The 18073-nt window shown below is 37.6% G+C and carries 21 protein-coding genes; 14 read left to right on the forward strand and 7 right to left on the reverse strand.

Going from position 1 to position 18073, the window contains the following annotated elements:
• Positions 1-100 precede the first annotated feature (100 nt).
• Complete coding sequence (locus tag DRF60_RS17195; RefSeq protein WP_116013561.1) at positions 101-631, reverse strand: HugZ family pyridoxamine 5'-phosphate oxidase; 531 nt, start codon at positions 629-631, stop codon at positions 101-103.
• 166 nt (positions 632-797) lie between these two features.
• Between DRF60_RS17195 and ahcY the strand changes: the two genes are divergently transcribed.
• The 3 genes from ahcY to yiaA all read left to right on the forward strand — a co-directional run bounded on the left by ahcY (position 798) and on the right by yiaA (position 3659).
• Entirely contained in the window at positions 798-2114 is a 1317-nt protein-coding gene (ahcY, locus tag DRF60_RS17200) for an adenosylhomocysteinase (protein ID WP_116013564.1), read from the forward strand.
• A 111-nt stretch (positions 2115-2225) separates the two neighbouring features.
• Positions 2226-3029 (forward strand): hypothetical protein, encoded by an 804-nt coding sequence (locus DRF60_RS17205; RefSeq protein ID WP_116013566.1) that lies wholly within the window; start codon positions 2226-2228, stop codon positions 3027-3029.
• 237 nt (positions 3030-3266) lie between these two features.
• Complete coding sequence (yiaA, locus tag DRF60_RS17210; RefSeq protein WP_116013569.1) at positions 3267-3659, forward strand: inner membrane protein YiaA; 393 nt, start codon at positions 3267-3269, stop codon at positions 3657-3659.
• Positions 3660-3784: 125 nt separating this feature from the next.
• Here the strand turns inward: yiaA and purE are convergent, their stop codons facing one another.
• A complete protein-coding gene (purE, locus tag DRF60_RS17215; protein ID WP_116013571.1) occupies positions 3785-4288 on the reverse strand; it encodes a 5-(carboxyamino)imidazole ribonucleotide mutase in 504 nt (167 codons plus the stop codon).
• A gap of 186 nt (positions 4289-4474) precedes the next feature.
• Between purE and DRF60_RS17220 the strand changes: the two genes are divergently transcribed.
• The 5 genes from DRF60_RS17220 to DRF60_RS17240 all read left to right on the forward strand — a co-directional run bounded on the left by DRF60_RS17220 (position 4475) and on the right by DRF60_RS17240 (position 9507).
• Complete coding sequence (locus DRF60_RS17220) at positions 4475-5380, forward strand: DMT family transporter (protein ID WP_116013574.1); 906 nt, start codon at positions 4475-4477, stop codon at positions 5378-5380.
• Between the two features lie 212 nt (positions 5381-5592).
• The gene (locus DRF60_RS17225) at positions 5593-6159 is read left to right on the forward strand and encodes a hypothetical protein (RefSeq protein WP_116013576.1); all 567 of its coding nucleotides are present in this window, start codon (positions 5593-5595) and stop codon (positions 6157-6159) included.
• A gap of 8 nt (positions 6160-6167) precedes the next feature.
• A complete protein-coding gene (locus DRF60_RS17230; protein ID WP_116013579.1) occupies positions 6168-8291 on the forward strand; it encodes a cation:proton antiporter in 2124 nt (707 codons plus the stop codon).
• A gap of 218 nt (positions 8292-8509) precedes the next feature.
• Positions 8510-9133, forward strand: a complete 624-nt coding sequence (locus tag DRF60_RS17235; RefSeq protein ID WP_123902699.1) for a hypothetical protein — start codon at positions 8510-8512, stop codon at positions 9131-9133.
• Between the two features lie 14 nt (positions 9134-9147).
• Positions 9148-9507, forward strand: a complete 360-nt coding sequence (locus DRF60_RS17240) for a hypothetical protein (protein WP_116013585.1) — start codon at positions 9148-9150, stop codon at positions 9505-9507.
• A gap of 246 nt (positions 9508-9753) precedes the next feature.
• Here DRF60_RS17240 and DRF60_RS17245 read toward each other — a convergent pair whose 3' ends face one another.
• A complete protein-coding gene (locus tag DRF60_RS17245; protein WP_116013719.1) occupies positions 9754-10866 on the reverse strand; it encodes a 5-(carboxyamino)imidazole ribonucleotide synthase in 1113 nt (370 codons plus the stop codon).
• Positions 10867-10906: 40 nt separating this feature from the next.
• Positions 10907-11458 carry a DUF1543 domain-containing protein gene (locus DRF60_RS17250; protein WP_116013722.1) on the reverse strand — a complete coding sequence of 184 codons (552 nt, stop codon included), beginning with the start codon at positions 11456-11458 and terminating at the stop codon, positions 10907-10909.
• Between the two features lie 85 nt (positions 11459-11543).
• Between DRF60_RS17250 and DRF60_RS17255 the strand changes: the two genes are divergently transcribed.
• Both DRF60_RS17255 and DRF60_RS17260 read left to right on the forward strand, forming a co-directional pair.
• Entirely contained in the window at positions 11544-12374 is an 831-nt protein-coding gene (locus tag DRF60_RS17255; RefSeq protein WP_116013587.1) for a sulfite exporter TauE/SafE family protein, read from the forward strand.
• Entirely contained in the window at positions 12374-12757 is a 384-nt protein-coding gene (locus DRF60_RS17260) for a DUF1634 domain-containing protein (RefSeq protein ID WP_116013590.1), read from the forward strand. The genes DRF60_RS17255 and DRF60_RS17260 overlap by 1 nt, the downstream gene beginning before the upstream one ends.
• 4 nt (positions 12758-12761) lie before the next feature.
• On the opposite strand, the gene gloA2 is transcribed toward DRF60_RS17260, so the two are convergent.
• Together gloA2 and DRF60_RS17270 are read right to left on the reverse strand one after the other, a co-directional pair.
• Entirely contained in the window at positions 12762-13139 is a 378-nt protein-coding gene (gene gloA2 / locus DRF60_RS17265; RefSeq protein ID WP_116013593.1) for an SMU1112c/YaeR family gloxylase I-like metalloprotein, read from the reverse strand.
• 65 nt (positions 13140-13204) lie between these two features.
• Positions 13205-13645 carry a nuclear transport factor 2 family protein gene (locus DRF60_RS17270; RefSeq protein ID WP_116013596.1) on the reverse strand — a complete coding sequence of 147 codons (441 nt, stop codon included), beginning with the start codon at positions 13643-13645 and terminating at the stop codon, positions 13205-13207.
• A gap of 166 nt (positions 13646-13811) precedes the next feature.
• On the opposite strand from DRF60_RS17270, the gene DRF60_RS17275 reads away from it, so the two are divergent.
• Entirely contained in the window at positions 13812-14858 is a 1047-nt protein-coding gene (locus tag DRF60_RS17275; RefSeq protein WP_238640232.1) for an endonuclease/exonuclease/phosphatase family protein, read from the forward strand.
• 88 nt (positions 14859-14946) lie between these two features.
• Here DRF60_RS17275 and DRF60_RS17280 read toward each other — a convergent pair whose 3' ends face one another.
• Positions 14947-16233 (reverse strand): adenylosuccinate synthase, encoded by a 1287-nt coding sequence (locus tag DRF60_RS17280; RefSeq protein WP_111960966.1) that lies wholly within the window; start codon positions 16231-16233, stop codon positions 14947-14949.
• A gap of 249 nt (positions 16234-16482) precedes the next feature.
• Here DRF60_RS17280 and DRF60_RS17285 point away from each other — a divergent pair, with 249 nt between their 5' ends.
• From DRF60_RS17285 to DRF60_RS17295, 3 genes are all read left to right on the forward strand, one after another.
• The gene (locus DRF60_RS17285) at positions 16483-16734 is read left to right on the forward strand and encodes a type II toxin-antitoxin system ParD family antitoxin (protein WP_116013602.1); all 252 of its coding nucleotides are present in this window, start codon (positions 16483-16485) and stop codon (positions 16732-16734) included.
• The gene (locus DRF60_RS17290; protein ID WP_116013604.1) at positions 16731-17030 is read left to right on the forward strand and encodes a type II toxin-antitoxin system RelE/ParE family toxin; all 300 of its coding nucleotides are present in this window, start codon (positions 16731-16733) and stop codon (positions 17028-17030) included. Before DRF60_RS17285 ends, DRF60_RS17290 begins: the two co-directional genes overlap by 4 nt.
• A gap of 101 nt (positions 17031-17131) precedes the next feature.
• Positions 17132-18073 (forward strand): alpha/beta fold hydrolase, encoded by a 942-nt coding sequence (locus DRF60_RS17295; protein ID WP_116013607.1) that lies wholly within the window; start codon positions 17132-17134, stop codon positions 18071-18073.

Consider the following 18073-nt stretch of genomic DNA (forward strand, 5'->3'; position numbering starts at 1 on the left):
TTAAAAGTGTAATTCAAAAAAAAATCTTATTCAATAAAAAAACATTTTCTTTACTCAAACTTTATAAACTTCCTTCTCCCCTCTTCCATCTTTTTCTTATTTATTTCGACTGATGATTTACATCATTTCTATGCTCGAGAATTTCAAGATTCTCATCTACAAAATAAGCACTTCCAAATCCGTTTACATAAGAACCTTTTACAGGCTGCAGAGCAATAAGAATAAAGTCTCCCATTTCAGAAATAACATCAACCACTTTTCCGTGAGTTTCTTTAAGCTTAGTGACAACGGTGTCCCAGGTTGCAGAATCTCTTTCTATCTGGGAAGTTGACGCCTCGATGGTGAGGCGTTCACGGGCATAAATCTGTTTGGTTGCAGATTCGTCTTCAATAAACATCACTGAGGTTTTTCTGCCGTCCGCAAGATTTTTCGTGTGTCTTGCCATAAAAGATACCAGAACATATAACGTATTGCCTATCTGGACATAAGGAGCATAGCTGGAATTAGGAGTTCCTTCTGCATCTACTGTAGCTAAAATTACACTTTTAGTACGTTCTATCAGTTCCTTTACTTTTGGAGCAACCGGCTTTGCCTTTCTATTGGCCTCTTCCTGAGCATTTGTATGATTCATAGTATAAAATTTATCTGAACAAAAGTAGTTATTTATATTAAGACTAAATAATATTAAATCATGTATAATCTCATAAAATCTAACTCAGTCTGTCGTTTTTTTATCTTAATTATTAATTGTAATTTTGCATTTCATTATCAACTGAATTTAAACTTATTCATTACATATGAGTACTACAACACAATACGTTCCTTACAAAGTGAAGGACATATCCCTAGCAGAATGGGGAAGAAAAGAAATTACCCTTGCCGAAGCAGAAATGCCAGGCTTAATGTCTATCCGTGAAGAATACGGACCATCTCAACCTTTAAAAGGTGCAAGAATTGCCGGATGTCTTCACATGACCATCCAAACAGCTGTGCTTATCGAGACATTGGTGGCTTTAGGAGCTGAAGTTACCTGGTCTTCTTGTAATATTTTCTCTACCCAGGATCATGCTGCTGCTGCTATTGCTGCTGCAGGAATTCCCGTTTATGCCTGGAAAGGTCTGAACGAAGAGGAATTTGATTGGTGTATTGAGCAGACTTTATTCTTCGGTGAAGACAGAAAACCATTGAACATGATTTTGGATGATGGTGGAGATTTAACGAACATGGTTTTCGATAAATATCCTGAATTTACAAAAGATATTAAGGGACTTTCTGAAGAAACTACTACAGGTGTACACAGGCTTTATGAAAGAATGAAGAACGGAACTTTAGTAATGCCTGCTATCAACGTAAACGATTCGGTAACTAAGTCGAAGTTCGACAACAAATACGGATGTAAGGAATCTGCAGTAGATGCCGTAAGAAGAGCTACAGACGTTATGCTTGCTGGTAAAAGAGTTGTAGTTTGCGGTTACGGAGACGTAGGTAAAGGTACTGCTGCATCTTTCAGAGGAGCTGGTTCTATCGTTACGGTTACTGAAATTGACCCAATTTGTGCGCTTCAGGCTGCTATGGACGGTTATGAAGTAAAAAGACTGGACACAGTTGTAGACAACGCTGATATCATCATCACTACTACAGGTAACTTCAACATTGTAAGAGGAGAGCATTTCCTTAAAATGAAAGATAAAGCGATCGTTTGTAACATCGGTCACTTCGATAATGAAATCGATATGGCCTGGTTAAACAAAAACTATGGTCAGACAAAATCTGAAGTTAAACCTCAGGTAGACATCTACACATTAGAAGGTGGTAAAGAAGTTATCATCCTTGCTGAAGGTAGATTGGTAAACCTTGGTTGCGCAACAGGTCATCCAAGTTTTGTAATGTCTAATTCTTTCTCTAACCAGACTCTAGCTCAGATTGAACTGTGGAATAATTCTGCTGCTTATAAAAATGAAGTCTATATGCTTCCGAAGCATTTGGATGAAAAAGTAGCGGCTTTACACCTTAAAAAATTAAGCGTTGAGCTGGAAACTCTTTCTCCGGAACAAGCTGAATATATCGGTGTAGATGTAAAAGGTCCATTCAAGCCTGAGTACTACAGATACTAAGATTTTATTTTAATCTATATACAATCCCATTATTCAATATAGTGGGATTTTTTTATTGCTATATTTTCAAACCTAACAAGTATTCCTTATTTTTGAAAAATAAAAAAGAGAATGAAAAAATATTTATTTCTGGGGCTAATGGGCTCAGCGACAATTTTTACAAGCTGCAGCAGTGATGACAACGAAATTATAAATGAATCTTCAGAAAAAAAGTTATTATTAAGTAAAGTCACTACCATTTACTATGACAATCCTTCCAATCCTGAAACCACCGTATCCACATTCGAATACAACAGCCAGGGAGAACTCATAAAAATGCTATCCGGAGGAAGATCTTCCGTTTTCGAGTATAGCAACGGAAAACCGACAAAGGTAAATTACTACACACCCACTCAGACTTTAGAATATTATGCTGTATTTAATTATAATGGCAATCAATTAGTTGATATCAAAGCTATCTACACGAACCCGGGTTTCAACAGGAAAAGCACTTATACATATAATTCAAACGGTAAACTCGTATCTTCCACCCATTGTCAGTCAGAAGACTGCTCGAATCCAGGTACTTCCACCTACACTTATGGCGGAGACAACATTTCCGTGGAAACTTCCACCCTCGGAGGAACAATAAGCTCTACTTATAAAAGAGAATTTTCGTATGATGATAAACTAAGTCCGTTTACCAATACAAACAAGTATATGAGAATTATGATAGAAGGAGCCTATTCTTTAAGCAAAAACAATTATACAGCAGAAAAAATAAGCTACAGAAACAGTGACGGAAGCTGGACCCAAAATCAAAGTAATACTTATACCATACAGTACAATAGTGCTCAGCTACCCATTCAGGTGGTCGGAAAACAAGCTAATGGAAACAATTACGTGCAATACAATTACGAATATATTACACAGTAACGGTTACAGAAAACTTTCCATTTAGGAGAGTTTTTCTTTTTTGAAGCTATTCCCGCTATCCGCTCGTACTCCTCGCATCCAAGCCAAGGGCATAGCACGCTGTGGGGTAAACGCTACTATCGGGGCTAATGAAGCCCAATCACTCCATATCCGTATTTTACCCATATTTTTACAGCATTATCACTAAGTTTAGAAAAAATGAATATATTTAGCCTCTTAAACAAAAACATTTAATTAATGAAAAAACAAAGAGTATCAAATGCGTTCGTAGCCGCATCTTGGGTAGCATTGGGAGCAGGAATGACAGGCTTCATCGTAGGTCTTGCCAGAGCAGAAATGCTGCTGAATGAAAAAGGATATTATTTTACCATTCTTCTTTATGGGCTGTTTGCCGTAGTGTCACTGCAAAAAGCCGTCCGTGACCGATTGGAAAATATCCCGGTAACCGACATCTATTATGGGATCTGCTGGTTTGCAACGCTTTCTTCCATTGTCTTATTGGCGATAGGACTTTGGAATGCCACTATACTTCCGAGTGAAAAAGGGTTTTATGCATTTGCATTTCTCCTCGCTCTTTTTGGCGCCATTTCCGTTCAGAAAAATACACGTGACAATATGGCTCAGGAATAAACAAAAAACGCTCCCAATACAGGAGCGTTTTTGTTTATAAATATTTTTAGTTTATGAAAAGAAAGTAATTCACTAAATACAGCAAATCACAACTCACTATTTACAATTGACTATTCACAATTATGCTACTTGTCATATTGATTCGGATGCTGAGCTTTAATATCATCGACTGTTCCCAACACTTTATCTTTCAAAGAATCCTGATATTTCTGAAGATTTCCAGCGATTGCTTCATCTGCGCTTCCCAGGATCTTTACAGCTAAAATCCCTGCATTCAGAGCCCCGTTTAAAGCTACCGTCGCTACAGGAATTCCGCCCGGCATCTGAAGAATAGACAGTACAGAATCCCAGCCATCAATAGAGTTGCTGGATAAGATAGGAACCCCAATCACAGGCAATGTGGTACAGCTGGCTACCATTCCCGGAAGGTGTGCAGCTCCTCCTGCTCCTGCAATGATCACTTTAAGCCCTCTTTCTTTAGCGGTTTTCGCATAGTCAAACATTCTTTCTGGTGTTCTGTGTGCCGAAACTACCGTCAGTTCGTATGGAATATCTAGGCTTTTCAAAAAATTTGCAGCCTGTTCCATGATTGGCAGATCGCTCTGGCTGCCCATTATAATTCCTACCATCTTCAATTTTTATTAGATTGTCAAAGATAAAAAATTAAAACCTGCCTTTACAATATCTTATCTCATAAAAAATGAGGAACGTACTAATTTTGGCCCAAATTTTCCATCTGTATCACTATAAATCATAGCATCTGTATCCATCAGGTAGGACTTATTTAGGATATATTTGCCTTTTTACCTATAAATTTGAAAGACTATAAGCTTACTTTTGCAGTACTGACTGTTGCCATTGTCTGGGGAACTACATTTTTATCGATCAGGGTAGCAGTGGAGACCATTCCTGCATGGTTTGTAGCCGGGATCCGTCAGTTTCTGGCCGCTATTATTATGCTTCTTATTCTCCTGTACAGGAAAGAATTTAAATGGATCGGCTGGAAAAACCTGAAATACCAGCTTATTTTTTCGTCATTAATGCTCATTATTGCAAATGGAATGACAACGGTAGCGGAAGAAGAAGTTACCAGCAGCCTGACATCCCTAATCAGTGCCTGCTCACCTATTCTTGTTTTTGTGGGAAGTCTGGCATTAGGGCTCCAGAAGTTCCATCCAAGAGCTTTTATCGGGGTCATCATGTCTTTCAGTGGGATTATTTTCATATTTTGGGATGGTATTCATGATCTTAAAAATCCGGATTATGCCTTAGGTATTCTGTTTCTGTTTATTGCCATTGCAGGATGGGCTTCAGGAACAATCTTTACAAAAAAAATGAATATCCAGAGTGGCAATATTTTTCTTAACCTGTTTTACCAGTTTCTGTTTGCCGGTATCGTACAGATAATTTTTGCATTTCTGCTTTCAGAAAATTATAATTTTGGGAACTGGAGTTTCAAAAGCATATCTGCAATGCTGTATTTGGCTGTATTTGGCTCTGTAGCAGCATTTTTTGCCTTTCATTATGCATTAACCAAAGTGTCGCCGGTGCAGATATCTATACTTGCCTATATCAATACCCTCATCTCAATATTTTTAAGTTGGCTGATTCTTAATGAGAAAATCAGCGTTAAATTCATCGTTGCTGCCGTACTGATCATTCTGGGCGTATTTATCATTAATTATAATCCGCAAATGTTTAAAAGGCAGAAGATAGAATAATAAAGAACTACGCCTTCCGATTTAAAATGCAGACATCCCGATTAATTGGAATTAAAAACTCTAGCATTATCAAAAATAAAAATTGAAACAAATTGCTGCCATAAAAAATTGGTTATACTGTGTAATTTTTTCCCGCATTTAAGCTGATATGAATCGGAAGATTTTATATTTTCCTTATTTTTTCCTATATTGTTTAGACCAACACTGACAATATGCTTAAAAACACATTTTTTATTCTTCTAGCCGGCTCATTCCTTCTGATCAGCTGTGATTATAAGGAAAAAGAAAAAAAAATTACAGAAAGAGAAAAACAGCTTCTCGAAAAAGAAAAAATATTCGCCCAAAAAGAATATGAATATCAATCTCTTTTAAAAATGAGAGATAGTATTTTTGCAAAAAAAGACTCCTTTAAGATCGCTTTATGGCCGGAAGAAATTTCCGGTACATGGAACGGAAAAGTTATCTGTACGGAATCTAACTGTAATGATTATGTAGTGGGTGACCAGCGTACTGATACTTGGGAATTCGACAGTGATTCTATCCACCTGTCAGCAAAAATCATCAATAACAATAACCTGATAAGAACTTATTCCGGGAAATTTGAGAACAATGAAATCAAACTGAATTTCAGAACAGATTCTACTTCACAAAAGAAAGTAGAGATGAATGTTCTTATTAACGATATTTCGGATACCAAACTGAAAGGAACAAGAACTATTACTGCCGACAACGGCTGTACAGCCAAATTTTCTGTTGAGTTAGTACGTTCCACAAAATAAAAACACCTATGATTTTACTGAGTATACACAATCTGAGTTTTCCTATAGAAGATCCGGTCCTAAAATTCCTGTTGGTACTGGTCATTATCCTTGTCGCTCCCCTGCTTCTGAATAAAATTAAAGTTCCGCATCTGCTAGGCCTTATCATTGCCGGGGCAGTAATAGGTCCTAATGGCTTTAATGTGCTGGCAAGAGACAGCAGCATTGTTGTGACGGGAACCACTGGCCTTCTTTATATCATGTTTCTTGCAGGATTAGAGATAGACATGGGAGATTTTAAAAAGAATAAATGGAAAAGCCTTACGTTTGGGCTCTACACATTTATTGTCCCTTTCGTTTTAGGTTATCTGGGCAGCTATTATCTGCTGCATTTCTCCATATTGACTTCTATCCTATTTGCCAGTCTTTTTTCATCGCACACACTGATTGCCTATCCGTTAGTCAGTAAACTGGGAATTACCAAAAATAAAGCGGTAAATATTACTGTCGGAGGAACCATGATTACTGATATTCTGGCGCTTTTGGTGCTTGCTGTGATTGTAGGAATGTCGCAGGGCGAAGTGGGTACGGAATTTTGGGTTAAACTCTCTGCTTCTTTTATCGTTTTTGCCCTGATTGTCCTTATTGTATTTCCTATCATAGGTCGTTGGTTTTTCAAAAGGGTAGATGATAAGATTTCACAGTATATTTTTGTGCTGGTGATGATTTATCTTGCGGCAATGCTTGCTGAGCTTGCCGGAGTAGAAGCTATTATCGGCGCTTTCTTTGCAGGGCTTGCTCTAAACAGGCTGATTCCGCATACCTCATCTCTAATGAACAGAGTAGAATTTGTAGGAAATGCCATCTTTATTCCGTTTTTCCTGATCAGTGTAGGAATGCTGATCGACTTTAAAGCTTTCTTTAAAAGCTGGGAAACACTGCAAGTAGCAGGAATCATGCTCGTTGCATCCATCGGAGGAAAGTATATCTCAGCGGTAATGACCCAAAAGTCGTTCAGGCTGTCCAAGGAAGAAGGGAAGCTTATTTTCGGACTGAGTTCTGCTTCTGCAGCGGCAACTTTAGCCTCAGTAATGGTAGGTTACAATATTATTCTTTCTGAAACGGAGACCGGTGAACCGGTAAGATTGCTGAATGAGCATGTACTGAACGGAAGTATTCTTCTGATTCTTATTTCCTGTACAATCTCTTCATTTATTTCCATGGCCAGTGCACAAAAGATTGCACAAAGCGACAATGAAGATACGGTTTCCGGCAACAGCCACGAAGAGGAAAATATCCTTCTGGCCATTAACCATGAGGAAACTGTGGAAAGGATGGTGAATCTGGGGATTTTGATCAAAGCCCATTCTAATACAGAAAACCTGTTCGCTCTGAATGTCATTAATGAAGATAAAAATGAATCTTCAGTGAAAAATGCTGAAAAACTTCTCCATCAGGCCGCCGATGCCGCAGCCGCAGTTGACGTTAAAATGCAGACACTTAAAAGGTATGACAATGATGTGATCAATGGGGTTAAAAATGTCATTAAAGAACAGAACATTACAGATCTTATCATTGGTTTGGAAGATGAGAAAGGCTTCTCTCCTTCTTTTGTTTATAACCTTTACAGTGGATACCTTCAGAACGTTGATGTGAATGTACTGGTGTACCATGCAGCACAGCCACTCTCTACTATTAAGAAATATGCCGTGATGATCCCGGAAAATGCCCATAAGGAAGCCGGATTCTTTCATGCGCTTCTTAGGGTATGGAATATCGCCAGAAACTCCGGTGCCAATGTAGTTTTTTATGCTCCTGAAAACATATTGGATATTCTTCAGAAGATCGTTAAGAAAGCCAATATAGAAGCTGAATTTATCATTATGAGTACGTGGCAGGACGGTGAAAAAACGGCAGCAAAATTGAAAGAAGATGAAGCATTGATTATCCTGATGGCCAAACGCGGTATGAAATCCTATATTCCACGAATGAGGCTTATCCCGGAATTACTGAACAGATATTTAAATGATAATAATTATCTGTTGATATTCCCGTTCTCAGAATTTGACAAAAACAGTCCTGAAATACGATCTGTAGGCAACCATGGGGATTTTGTGGAAATCGGAAATGTGATTCAGAAAATTTTTAAATAAGAATTAATTTAAATTTATAAAGAAATCATTGAGATTGAAAACCTGTTTTAGTCTTAATAATAAATCTGTCACATATCATTTTGATCCGAAAAATAAAACTTTGTACATCAATATGGCCAATTCCGATGGGAGCCTACGGATGTGTCCTCCTTTTCAAAATTGAAAAAAGCAAATATGAAGGTAAGACGCTAATTGTCATTAAAAAACAATAAATGAGAATGAAAACAATATTAATTCTGCTGATAGCTTCTGCCATATTTTCATGCAAAGAAAAAAAAGACAAAGTCGAAAATAAAATTTCGCAGCCTACTGCAATTGAAACCGTTATAGCAGAAACTCCCAGAGAAATAAAAACCGATACAACTATCTTCCATGAACCAGAACCTATAAACCCCGAAAAAACAGAACCGGATGCTGTTTCTTCGGTTTTTGCTTTCAATAAATTTCCGTCAGCCGATTATAAATTCGTCAAAAAAGCAAAGCTTAATTTCTCCAGCGATGAAGGAGCTTATAACTTCCGGACAAGAATTAAGGAAGCTTATGCATCTGGTACTCCTGATTTTGCCAGCTATTATATCACGGTTATTTTTGGATGTGGTGCAAGCTGTATTATGGGATTAATGATGGATGTCCGGGACGGTAAAATCTACGGGCTTCCGCTGGGAGAAGAAACGTCCTGCATGTTTGCTGAAGACCGGGCAATATTCGGCCTGGGCAGCAAACTGTTTATTGCCAGTATCTGTAAAGAATCTCCTGAAGACGAAAATGTTTATTACCATGCCTTTGTCTGGAATGAAGAAAAGAAGGTTTTTGAAAAGGTGGAGGAGAAAGATATTAAGTAATAAAGTTTAATGTTATGAGAAAAGCTGCGATAGTAATAATTTCCATCCTTCTTACGATCATTGTATCCTTTACAATCTACTGGAATCTTCCGATAGACATAACAAGGAGTGCCGATATAAAATACGGAAACAGTCTCATACAAAATATTGAGATTTATAAAAATACTTATCATCATCTTCCGGAAAATAATGATTGGGAAACACTCGAAAAATTAGGTTTCAAAAAAGAAGATCTTGGAGCACAACCTGACTATAGGCAAAACGGCAATGGCTCTTATGAGTTAGTTTATTTTGATGAATTTGATGGCCCTTTTTTGATCTGGAATTCCAATGAAAAGAAATGGAGCATTGATTTTCCTAAAATTCAAAAGTAGAACGTGGATAGAATAGAGTGAATTCAAGCTTCACAACATTCACAAAAATATGCTCAATCCATCTAATCTGCGGGATAATTTTTCATGCAAAGATTTAAGATCATACTATAGATTTAAGGAAAGCTAAGAACAGAATCAACAAGTTGATTCGATGAAGCGGATGGATAGATAGCATTGACAAAATCACATAAAAAAGAGCTGCAATCCATATATTACAGCTCTTTATCTTTATTTTAAGCCTACTCCTTATTCAGCGATCACTCTTATCATTGCTTTCACCTTCACCAGTTTTTCCATCAGCTCTTCTCTGGAATCAGCCAGTACATTAATGTGCCCCATTTTTCGTCCGGGTTTGGTTTCAGTTTTTCCGTAGAGATGAATGTAGGTTTTCGGTAATTTGAGAACATCATCCATTCCTTCGTAGATCACCTTTCCGGCATATCCTTCTGCTCCAACAAGGTTCAGCATTCCGCTATAGGTAAAAGCATCTGTGTCTGCCAGCGGTAGATTTTTCACAACACGGTACATCTGCTCAAACTGGGAATTAGCATTTCCTTCCTGGCTTTGATGACCTGAATTATGCAGTCTTGGAGCGGTTTCGTTCACCCATACTTTTCCACTTTTGTCAAGGAATAATTCGATGGCAAAAAGACCGGGCGAGTTTACAGCACCCAGAAATTTCTCAGTAATGGAATTGATCTGTTTCTGGATATCATCGCTCAAAAACACAGGACAGATATTGAAATCCAACAGGTTCAGCTTTGGATCAGCTACCATTTCCGTTACAGGAAAAGTTTTGGTTTCACCGTTTTCATTTCTGGCAACAATGACAGAAAGTTCCTTGTCAATATCTACCAGACTTTCGATCACGGAAGCCTCTTTCCATAAATGCTGGTAATCATCTTTTGTTTTGATCACCTGAACTCCTTTCCCGTCATACCCTCCGGTGTTCATTTTCTGTACAAACGGCAACGGCATCATGATTTTTTCTTCGCTGTCCCAAACGACCTGAAATTCAGGACTTGGAATATCATATATTTTGTAGAATTCTTTCTGGAGAATTTTCTGCTGAATAGTTTTAATAATGGCAGCATTAGGAACTACTTTTACACCCTGCTTTTCAAGTTCTGCCAAAGCATCGGCATTAACATGCTCTATTTCGATGGTGATTACATCTTTATCTTTCCCGAAGTTCAGTACCGTATCATAATCATTGAAATTCCCTTGGGTAAAATGGGAGATGCTGCTGCACGGTGCATCGGAGGCAGGGTCCAGTGTATAAAATTGGTCGTCGTATTTCAGTGCGCTTTGTATCAGCATTCTTCCGAGCTGTCCGCCTCCTAAAATTCCTATTTTCATTCTTACTTTTATTTTTCTATTAGATTTTAATGGAAAGCTTTTATTGAATTTTATCAATCTTTAAATATCCAAGCCCTATTGGATTTTCCTGACTCTCCGCCTCAGATTTTGTCAGGATGATTGAGTATTTTTCTTTCATTTTTTCCGGCAGAATATCATTGACATTGAAGATATCATCAATATCAACACCGTGCTTATCATCAATATGACTTACAGCTCCTTCAAAGCCCATTGTCGCATAAAATTCTGTTGCCTTTGCCCTTTTAATGATTTCTCCCATTGATTTCCCCACCATCAGGTGTTGTTCGTGAAATTCTTCAAAAAAGCCTTTTTTGTACCCTCCTAAATTAAGGAAATACAGCTGGTCTTCGGATGGCAGATCTGTTTTTTCAACAATCTTCACCTCATATCCGTCTGCAAATCTCACTTCCTGATAACAATCCACATGAATCTTTCCTTCCGCTTCTTTCCAGAAGTCTTTCATATCCGGAACGAGATCTTTAAGGTTTTCTGCGATCCCGAAAAAAACGTCATGCTGCTCGATATTCCTGCCTTTGGGCGTTGCACCGAGAATGATATAAAACAATTTCATTTCAGTTTTCATAGCTGCAAAAATACGTTAAATTTATCTTTTTTAAACGTTTGGCAGAGTACTACAATAGTTTTATATTTGTAGCATGTCAGAAATCATCATTCTGTTTCTCGGCGCAGTTTCCGCCGGTCTTTTGGGTTCACTTACGGGTTTGGGAGGAGGAGTTATTATTATTCCTTTATTGACGCTGGGTTTTGGCGTTCCGATGCATTATGCCATTGGTGCTTCTTTAATTTCTGTGATCGGTACTTCTTCGGGTGCTGCCGTAGCTTTTGTGAAGGAAGGTTTCACCAATATGCGTATAGGCATGTTTCTGGAAATCGGTACTACTGCCGGAGCTATTATCGGGGCATTAGTTTCCGGAATGCTTAATCCCAATACCATCGGAATTATCTTTGCAAGTATTCTTTTATTAACAGTTATTATCAATCTTAAGGGAAAACCTGATCACCAAAAACCTTTGATAAAAGGAAGCCTTGAAGAAAAACTGAAATTGTACGGAACTTTCCCCGATAAAGGGGTTTTGAAAAGCTATTCTGCAAGAAATACAGTTCCGGGATTTCTGATGATGCTGTTTGCCGGTGCCATGTCCGGTCTTTTGGGAATCGGGTCTGGCGCACTGAAGGTTCTGGCAATGGATAATATGATGAAGCTGCCATTTAAGGTTTCTACTACTACAAGTAACTTTATGATTGGTGTAACAGCTGTGGCCAGTGCTCTGATCTACTTCCAGAGAGGCGAGATCATTCCTGTAATTGTAGCACCGGTGCTGATTGGTGTGGTGGTAGGAAGTTTCATAGGCTCAAAAACCCTGATGGTATCCAAAACAAAGAAATTAAAAGTATTCTTTGCGATTGTGATCACCATTTTATCAATATATATGATGTATAACGGTATCAATAAAAGTTTCAGATAATGAGAAAGAATTTTACAGATGTGGATCTGAACCGTTCGGTAGGGAATCTGCTGAGACTGGGCGTTATTTTGTCTGTGGCAACATCATTGGTCGGCTTTATCAAACTTTTTATGGAAGGCTTTAAAATGCCTAAAAAATATACTTCCCTGGACATGGGCTCCTCTTCTGAAAAAGTATGGGGTATGTTTTGGAATTCTTTATGCAAAGGAGAAGGTATGGCTATTATCCAGCTGGGAATCCTGCTTTTGATTTTCACTCCTCTGGTGAGGATTATTTTTGCACTGATAGGTTATTTAAAAGAAAAAGACTATGTTTATGTAGTCATTTCTTCAATAGTACTGGCTATTATGGCCATTAGTTTCTTTACAGGTTACGCTCACTAATTTTTTACATTTCATAAAATTCCAGCGGAAGCTGATCCGGATCCTGGGTAAAGAAAAATTCTTTTCCGGTGTATTCATCTATACGAATGTCTTCACAGGTTAGCCCTTTGGTTATGAGCTCTTCTCTTTTGCGTTCTACATTCTCCACGGAAAAAGCCAGATGCCTTAAGCCGCATGACTCCGGGCGGGAAGGCCTTGGCGGCGGATCAGGAAATGAAAACAGTTCAATAACGTAATGATCACCTATAGCTAGGTCAAGCTTATATGACTGTCTTTTTTCACGGTAAACTTCGCGGATCATAGTAAGGCCTAAAACTTCAGTGTAGAATTTCTTTGAAACTCTATAATCTGAGCATATAATGGCAATGTGATGGATCTTCATTTTAAATTTTTAATTCTTATGCCAGATTCTATAGATTTGAAACGCAATCAGGTTTCAGCTCTTCATTATTTTATTTCTTTGCAGTTTTCTTTTCTTCTGGTATCGATGATGTACTGAATTTTCCAGTCATTCTGCTGCCTGATCAATTGAAAGCTGTTCGCCCCGCAATGTGAAAATTTACCTTTGAAGAAGAAAGAATACGGTGTGAACACACTTGCAAGCCCACCATCTGTATGGATTGCATCAATGATAATTCTTTCATCCAGATCATCTTTTGAAAATTTTGAAACGGAAGCGATAAATTCCTGTACGTTTTCGTTTTTTACTGTTCCATCTTTAGTGATGCTCTGAAGAATGGCTCCTTCTGCAAAAACGGATTTCATCATCTCAGGATCTGCATTCTTAATTCCTAAAAACAGATTACGGATTGGTTTTTCTATTTCCTGGTTCTGCTGTCCGAAACAAAAAGTACCGAAAAACAGAGCAGCTGCAATAAGTTTATTCATATGGGGATTAATTATCTGACAGAATAAAAGTAGGAAAATTATGGTAAACTATTAAATTAACAAAGCTTAAAAAGCGAATTGATTTGAATTGTATAAAAAATAAACTATTTTTATCCGTTGATTAAATTTTATGTGGGGTATTTATTTGTCGTTAACCGGATTGCTTGTGCTCTTGACACTGCTGCCTAAAATTCAGAATTCCCATTGGATATTCAGGGTTTCGGAGTTTGGTAAGATTCAGATTACTTATGTTGTTTTGATCACTTTTATTTTGGGGTTTTTACTTGATCAGCCTCAGCATATCTGGTATTCACAGAGTCTTCTGCTGTTATTGTTTATTCATCACGGGGTAACCCTTGTGAAATATACACCGCTTTATCCTGTCAAAAGACATAAGCGGCAGCATGAATCTTCACAAAAACTGCATTTCATTTCTGCCAATGTTTATCAGTTTAATAAGGAATACGAAAGATTTATTCAACTTATTAAAAAATACAAACCTGAAGTCTTTATGACTATGGAAAGTAATGGAGACTGGGAACAGGCCTTAAAAGTTCTCGAAAAAGATTATCCGTTCCAGCATAAAGTAACTCTCGAAAATACCTACGGAATGCATTTCTACTCTAAACTTGAGATTGAGAGTGCACAAACTCACTATTTCGTGGCTGATGATATTCCGAGCATTGAAATACACCTAAAGACTGAAGATGGCTTTTCATTTGTATTTTTCGGAGTGCATCCGCCTCCGCCAAGCCCTACTGAAGAGGAAACCTCCAAAGAAAGAGACGGAGATCTTTTAAGCGCAGCAAAACGGGTAAAAGAGATCCATGAACCAGTTATTGTTGTGGGAGACTTTAACAATGTGGCATGGTCAAAATCATCCATACTATTTAGAAAAACAAGCCATTTGATTGATCCCAGAATAGGACTTTCCTTTGTGTCTACATTTCACGCTAAATACCGTCTGCTGAGATTCCCTATCGATCTGATGTTCCACAGTGAAGACATTTTTATTAATGAGCTTAAAACCCTTGAAAATTTCGGTTCAGACCATCTTCCCGTCTACTGTGAGTTTTTTATAGACCATCATAATGATGAACAGGAAGAACGGGTTCAGGAAGCCACTCAGGAAGAGAAAGCAGAAGTAGAAGAAATGATACAGGAAGGAAAAGAAGAGGATGGCAACCGCGATGAAGTGGTAACTGAAGGATAAATACTTCTGACAAAAACTGATAATTTACCTAAAAAAAGAGACTGCCACATGACAGTCTCTTTCTTATTTATCTTGTATCCTAATAATGTTAGAATAATTCTTTCCTGATAATGTTCTGGCTTCTTTCAGGACCTACAGAAACCAAGTATACGTTGATTCCCAGGTACTCCTCAATAAACTCGATATATTTCTGAGCGTTATCAGGAAGTTCGTCGTAGCTTCTTACTTTGGTAAGATCTTCATTCCACCCCGGTAAATCGTGATAGATTGGTTCGTAGTTGTATAGTTTCTCTGTTGAAGAAGTGAAATAATCAATGATTTTATCGTCTTCAGTCTTATAATGGGTAACGATTTTCAGGTTTTCAATTCCTGTAAGTACGTCCAGTTTTGTAATAACAAGATTATTGATTCCGTTGATCATACAAGCGTGCTTTAAAGAAACAAGGTCTAACCAGCCTGTTCTTCTCGGTCTACCTGTTGTAGCTCCAAATTCACCACCAATCTGTCTGATTTTTTCTCCTAGTTCGTTATCCAGTTCGGAAGGAAAAGGCCCGTTTCCTACTCTTGTGCAATAGGCTTTGGCAACCCCGATAAGATTTTGAAGTGAAGTCGGCGGTACACCGGCTCCCGTACAAACTCCCCCTGTAGAAGGTGAAGATGAAGTTACGTATGGATACGTCCCGAAGTCGATATCCAGCATCAATGCCTGGGCTCCTTCGAATAAAACATTTTTACCGTCTCTGATCGCTTCATTCAATTCAACTTCAGTATCTACGATTCTATCCTGAAGCTGTTTTCCGATGGCTAAAAATTCGTTATAAATTTCTTCTACGTCCAGTGTTGGCTTTCCGTAATATTTTTCAAAAAGAGAATTTTTAACTTTTAAGTTCTTCTCAATTTTATCTCTTAAGATTTCAGGATTTAAAAGGTCTACCATTCTGATCCCGATTCTTGCGATCTTATCTTCATAGCATGGCCCGATTCCTTTTTTAGTAGTCCCGATCTGAGTCCCTCCATGTTCCTCTTCACGGTATGTATCCAAAAGAATGTGGTAAGGCATGATTACATGCGCTCTTCTGCTGATAAAAATGTGGTCAGTTCTCAAGCCTTTGCTCTCGATCTGGCCAACCTCTTTAATGAAAGATTTTGGGTTTACCACTACTCCATTAGCAATGATACACTTCCCTTTGCACTGCAGCACACCAGAAGGAAGAAGGTGAAGTACAAATTTTTCTTCACCTACATAAACCGTGTGACCAGCGTTGTCCCCCCCTTGGAAACGAACAACATAATCCGATTTAGCCGATAAAACATCTGTGATTTTTCCTTTACCTTCATCTCCATACTGAAGACCTACAACTACGTAAGTTGACATATTTTACTTTTATTTTAGATTCATGCAAAATTACTTTTTAAAAATAGGGTGGGCAAATTATGAGAGAAATTTATTTTATGGGTGAGGTGGAAATCATGGAATTATATTACAATATTCCTTTGGTATCTGACTATATTAAATAATGTAAATTATACTGAAGATTCAAATTATAATTTACATCTAAATGCAATTTATTATTATTTTGAATAAATACCAAAAATTGGTATATTTGAAATAAATTAAAATGAAATGGCAAAAAACACATCCATATTATTAGGAGATTATTTTGATAATTTCATCAGTGAACAAATAAAATCAGGAAAATACTCTTCTGCAAGCGAAGTGATAAGAAATGCTCTAAGGTTATTTGAGTATGAAGAATCTAAGAAGACAGAACTAATCAATGAATTAAAAAAAGGGGAAAAATCTGGTTTTGCAGAGGATTTTGATCGCAAAGAATTTCTAAAGAGTCTTCATCAAAAACATTCTGCTGATTCATGAATTATAGAATAAGCAAAGAAGCATTAAATGACTTAGAAAAAATCTGGCTATACACTTTCGAAACCTGGTCATTAAAACAGGCAGATTATTATTTTGATCTGCTAATGAATGAAATTGAATATTTATCTGCAAATCCAAATTCAGGAAGAGATTACAACAAAATAAGAAAAGGATATTTCCGTTCAAGAGTAAAATCTCATTTTATATTTTACAGAATCAACCTGAAACATGGAGAAATTGAAATTATCAGAATTCTCCATCAGCAAATGGATATTTCAACGAGATTAGATGAATAGATTAGAAATTAAAAATCATCAGAAAAGCGTTTGATAATCTTAAATAAACTTTAATTAATTCCGTATATTTGATTGTCTACTGAAATAATAAGACAATCCATATGGCATCACAAAAATCATCCTATTTCTCTCCCAGACCCAACGAAACAAAACTTTTCCACACCCTCTTCTCTCCTGTTGAAGTTCCCGTAAAAGCCACCTTACTGATCATCCACGGCATGCAGGAACACAGCGGAAGATATACTGAAATTGCAGAATATTTTGCAGACCGGGGACTTGCCGTACTCATCTACGATCACTTAGGACATGGCAAATCCGTAAAAGATAAAAAAGACATCGGATTTTTCCAGCTGGATCAACCCGATGAAAAACTGATTTCGGATGCTGAAGCGATGGGTGAATATCTTCACCAACACTATCCGGATGTGCCTCATTTTGTTCTTGGACATTCCATGGGGTCGTTTGTTACCCGCTGCCTTCTTCAAAAATCCGGTGGAAAATTTACCGGAGCGGTGATTGTTGGAACCGGAGGTCCGTTAGCAGGTATTAGTTTGATAAAAGGGTATCTTTCGTTAGCCAACAAAATAGCGCCTTATCATCCTACTTATCTCAATACGCTTTTTAATATTGTCAATAATAAGCGTTTCAAAAAAGACAAAGATTTCAGTGATACAAGTTGGCTCAGTATAAATCCGGCTAACAGGAAAGCATTTACTGAAGATGAGCTTTGTGGTATTCCGTTTACCAATAATGCTTTTTATGCATTGTTCAGTATTTACAAAAAAGCAACGGCAAGAAGCTGGGCTGCTTCTATTCCAAAATCCTTCCCTTTCCTTTTCATCAGTGGACAGAATGATCCTATCGGAGATTTCAGTAAAGGCGTCATACAAACTGTTAATCTTTTGAAGCAGGATGGATTTAATGATGTAAATACGAAAATCTATCCCGAAATGCGCCATGAAATATTAAATGAGGAAATCGGGAAAGACGTCTTCAACGATATATACCAGTGGATTTTAACCGTCATTGCGAACCGTAGGTGA

It is taken from the genome of Chryseobacterium elymi (assembly GCF_003385495.1).
Taxonomy (GTDB): domain Bacteria; phylum Bacteroidota; class Bacteroidia; order Flavobacteriales; family Weeksellaceae; genus Chryseobacterium; species Chryseobacterium elymi.

Excerpts from the sequence above, each read along its gene's own strand:
- DRF60_RS17285 (WP_116013602.1), top strand. The coding sequence starts at position 16,483 with ATGGCAAAAAACACATCCATATTATTAGGAGATTATTTTGATAATTTC.
- DRF60_RS17270 (WP_116013596.1), bottom strand. The coding sequence starts at position 13,645 with ATGAATAAACTTATTGCAGCTGCTCTGTTTTTCGGTACTTTTTGTTTC.
- DRF60_RS17255 (WP_116013587.1), top strand. The coding sequence starts at position 11,544 with ATGTCAGAAATCATCATTCTGTTTCTCGGCGCAGTTTCCGCCGGTCTT.
- DRF60_RS17280 (WP_111960966.1), bottom strand. The coding sequence starts at position 16,233 with ATGTCAACTTACGTAGTTGTAGGTCTTCAGTATGGAGATGAAGGTAAA.
- DRF60_RS17240 (WP_116013585.1), top strand. The coding sequence starts at position 9,148 with ATGAGAAAAGCTGCGATAGTAATAATTTCCATCCTTCTTACGATCATT.
- DRF60_RS17250 (WP_116013722.1), bottom strand. The coding sequence starts at position 11,458 with ATGAAATTGTTTTATATCATTCTCGGTGCAACGCCCAAAGGCAGGAAT.
- DRF60_RS17235 (WP_123902699.1), top strand. The coding sequence starts at position 8,510 with ATGAAAACAATATTAATTCTGCTGATAGCTTCTGCCATATTTTCATGC.
- DRF60_RS17295 (WP_116013607.1), top strand. The coding sequence starts at position 17,132 with ATGGCATCACAAAAATCATCCTATTTCTCTCCCAGACCCAACGAAACA.
- ahcY (WP_116013564.1), top strand. The coding sequence starts at position 798 with ATGAGTACTACAACACAATACGTTCCTTACAAAGTGAAGGACATATCC.
- gloA2 (WP_116013593.1), bottom strand. The coding sequence starts at position 13,139 with ATGAAGATCCATCACATTGCCATTATATGCTCAGATTATAGAGTTTCA.
- DRF60_RS17245 (WP_116013719.1), bottom strand. The coding sequence starts at position 10,866 with ATGAAAATAGGAATTTTAGGAGGCGGACAGCTCGGAAGAATGCTGATA.
- DRF60_RS17205 (WP_116013566.1), top strand. The coding sequence starts at position 2,226 with ATGAAAAAATATTTATTTCTGGGGCTAATGGGCTCAGCGACAATTTTT.
- DRF60_RS17225 (WP_116013576.1), top strand. The coding sequence starts at position 5,593 with ATGCTTAAAAACACATTTTTTATTCTTCTAGCCGGCTCATTCCTTCTG.
- DRF60_RS17230 (WP_116013579.1), top strand. The coding sequence starts at position 6,168 with ATGATTTTACTGAGTATACACAATCTGAGTTTTCCTATAGAAGATCCG.
- yiaA (WP_116013569.1), top strand. The coding sequence starts at position 3,267 with ATGAAAAAACAAAGAGTATCAAATGCGTTCGTAGCCGCATCTTGGGTA.
- DRF60_RS17260 (WP_116013590.1), top strand. The coding sequence starts at position 12,374 with ATGAGAAAGAATTTTACAGATGTGGATCTGAACCGTTCGGTAGGGAAT.
- DRF60_RS17195 (WP_116013561.1), bottom strand. The coding sequence starts at position 631 with ATGAATCATACAAATGCTCAGGAAGAGGCCAATAGAAAGGCAAAGCCG.
- DRF60_RS17290 (WP_116013604.1), top strand. The coding sequence starts at position 16,731 with ATGAATTATAGAATAAGCAAAGAAGCATTAAATGACTTAGAAAAAATC.
- purE (WP_116013571.1), bottom strand. The coding sequence starts at position 4,288 with ATGGTAGGAATTATAATGGGCAGCCAGAGCGATCTGCCAATCATGGAA.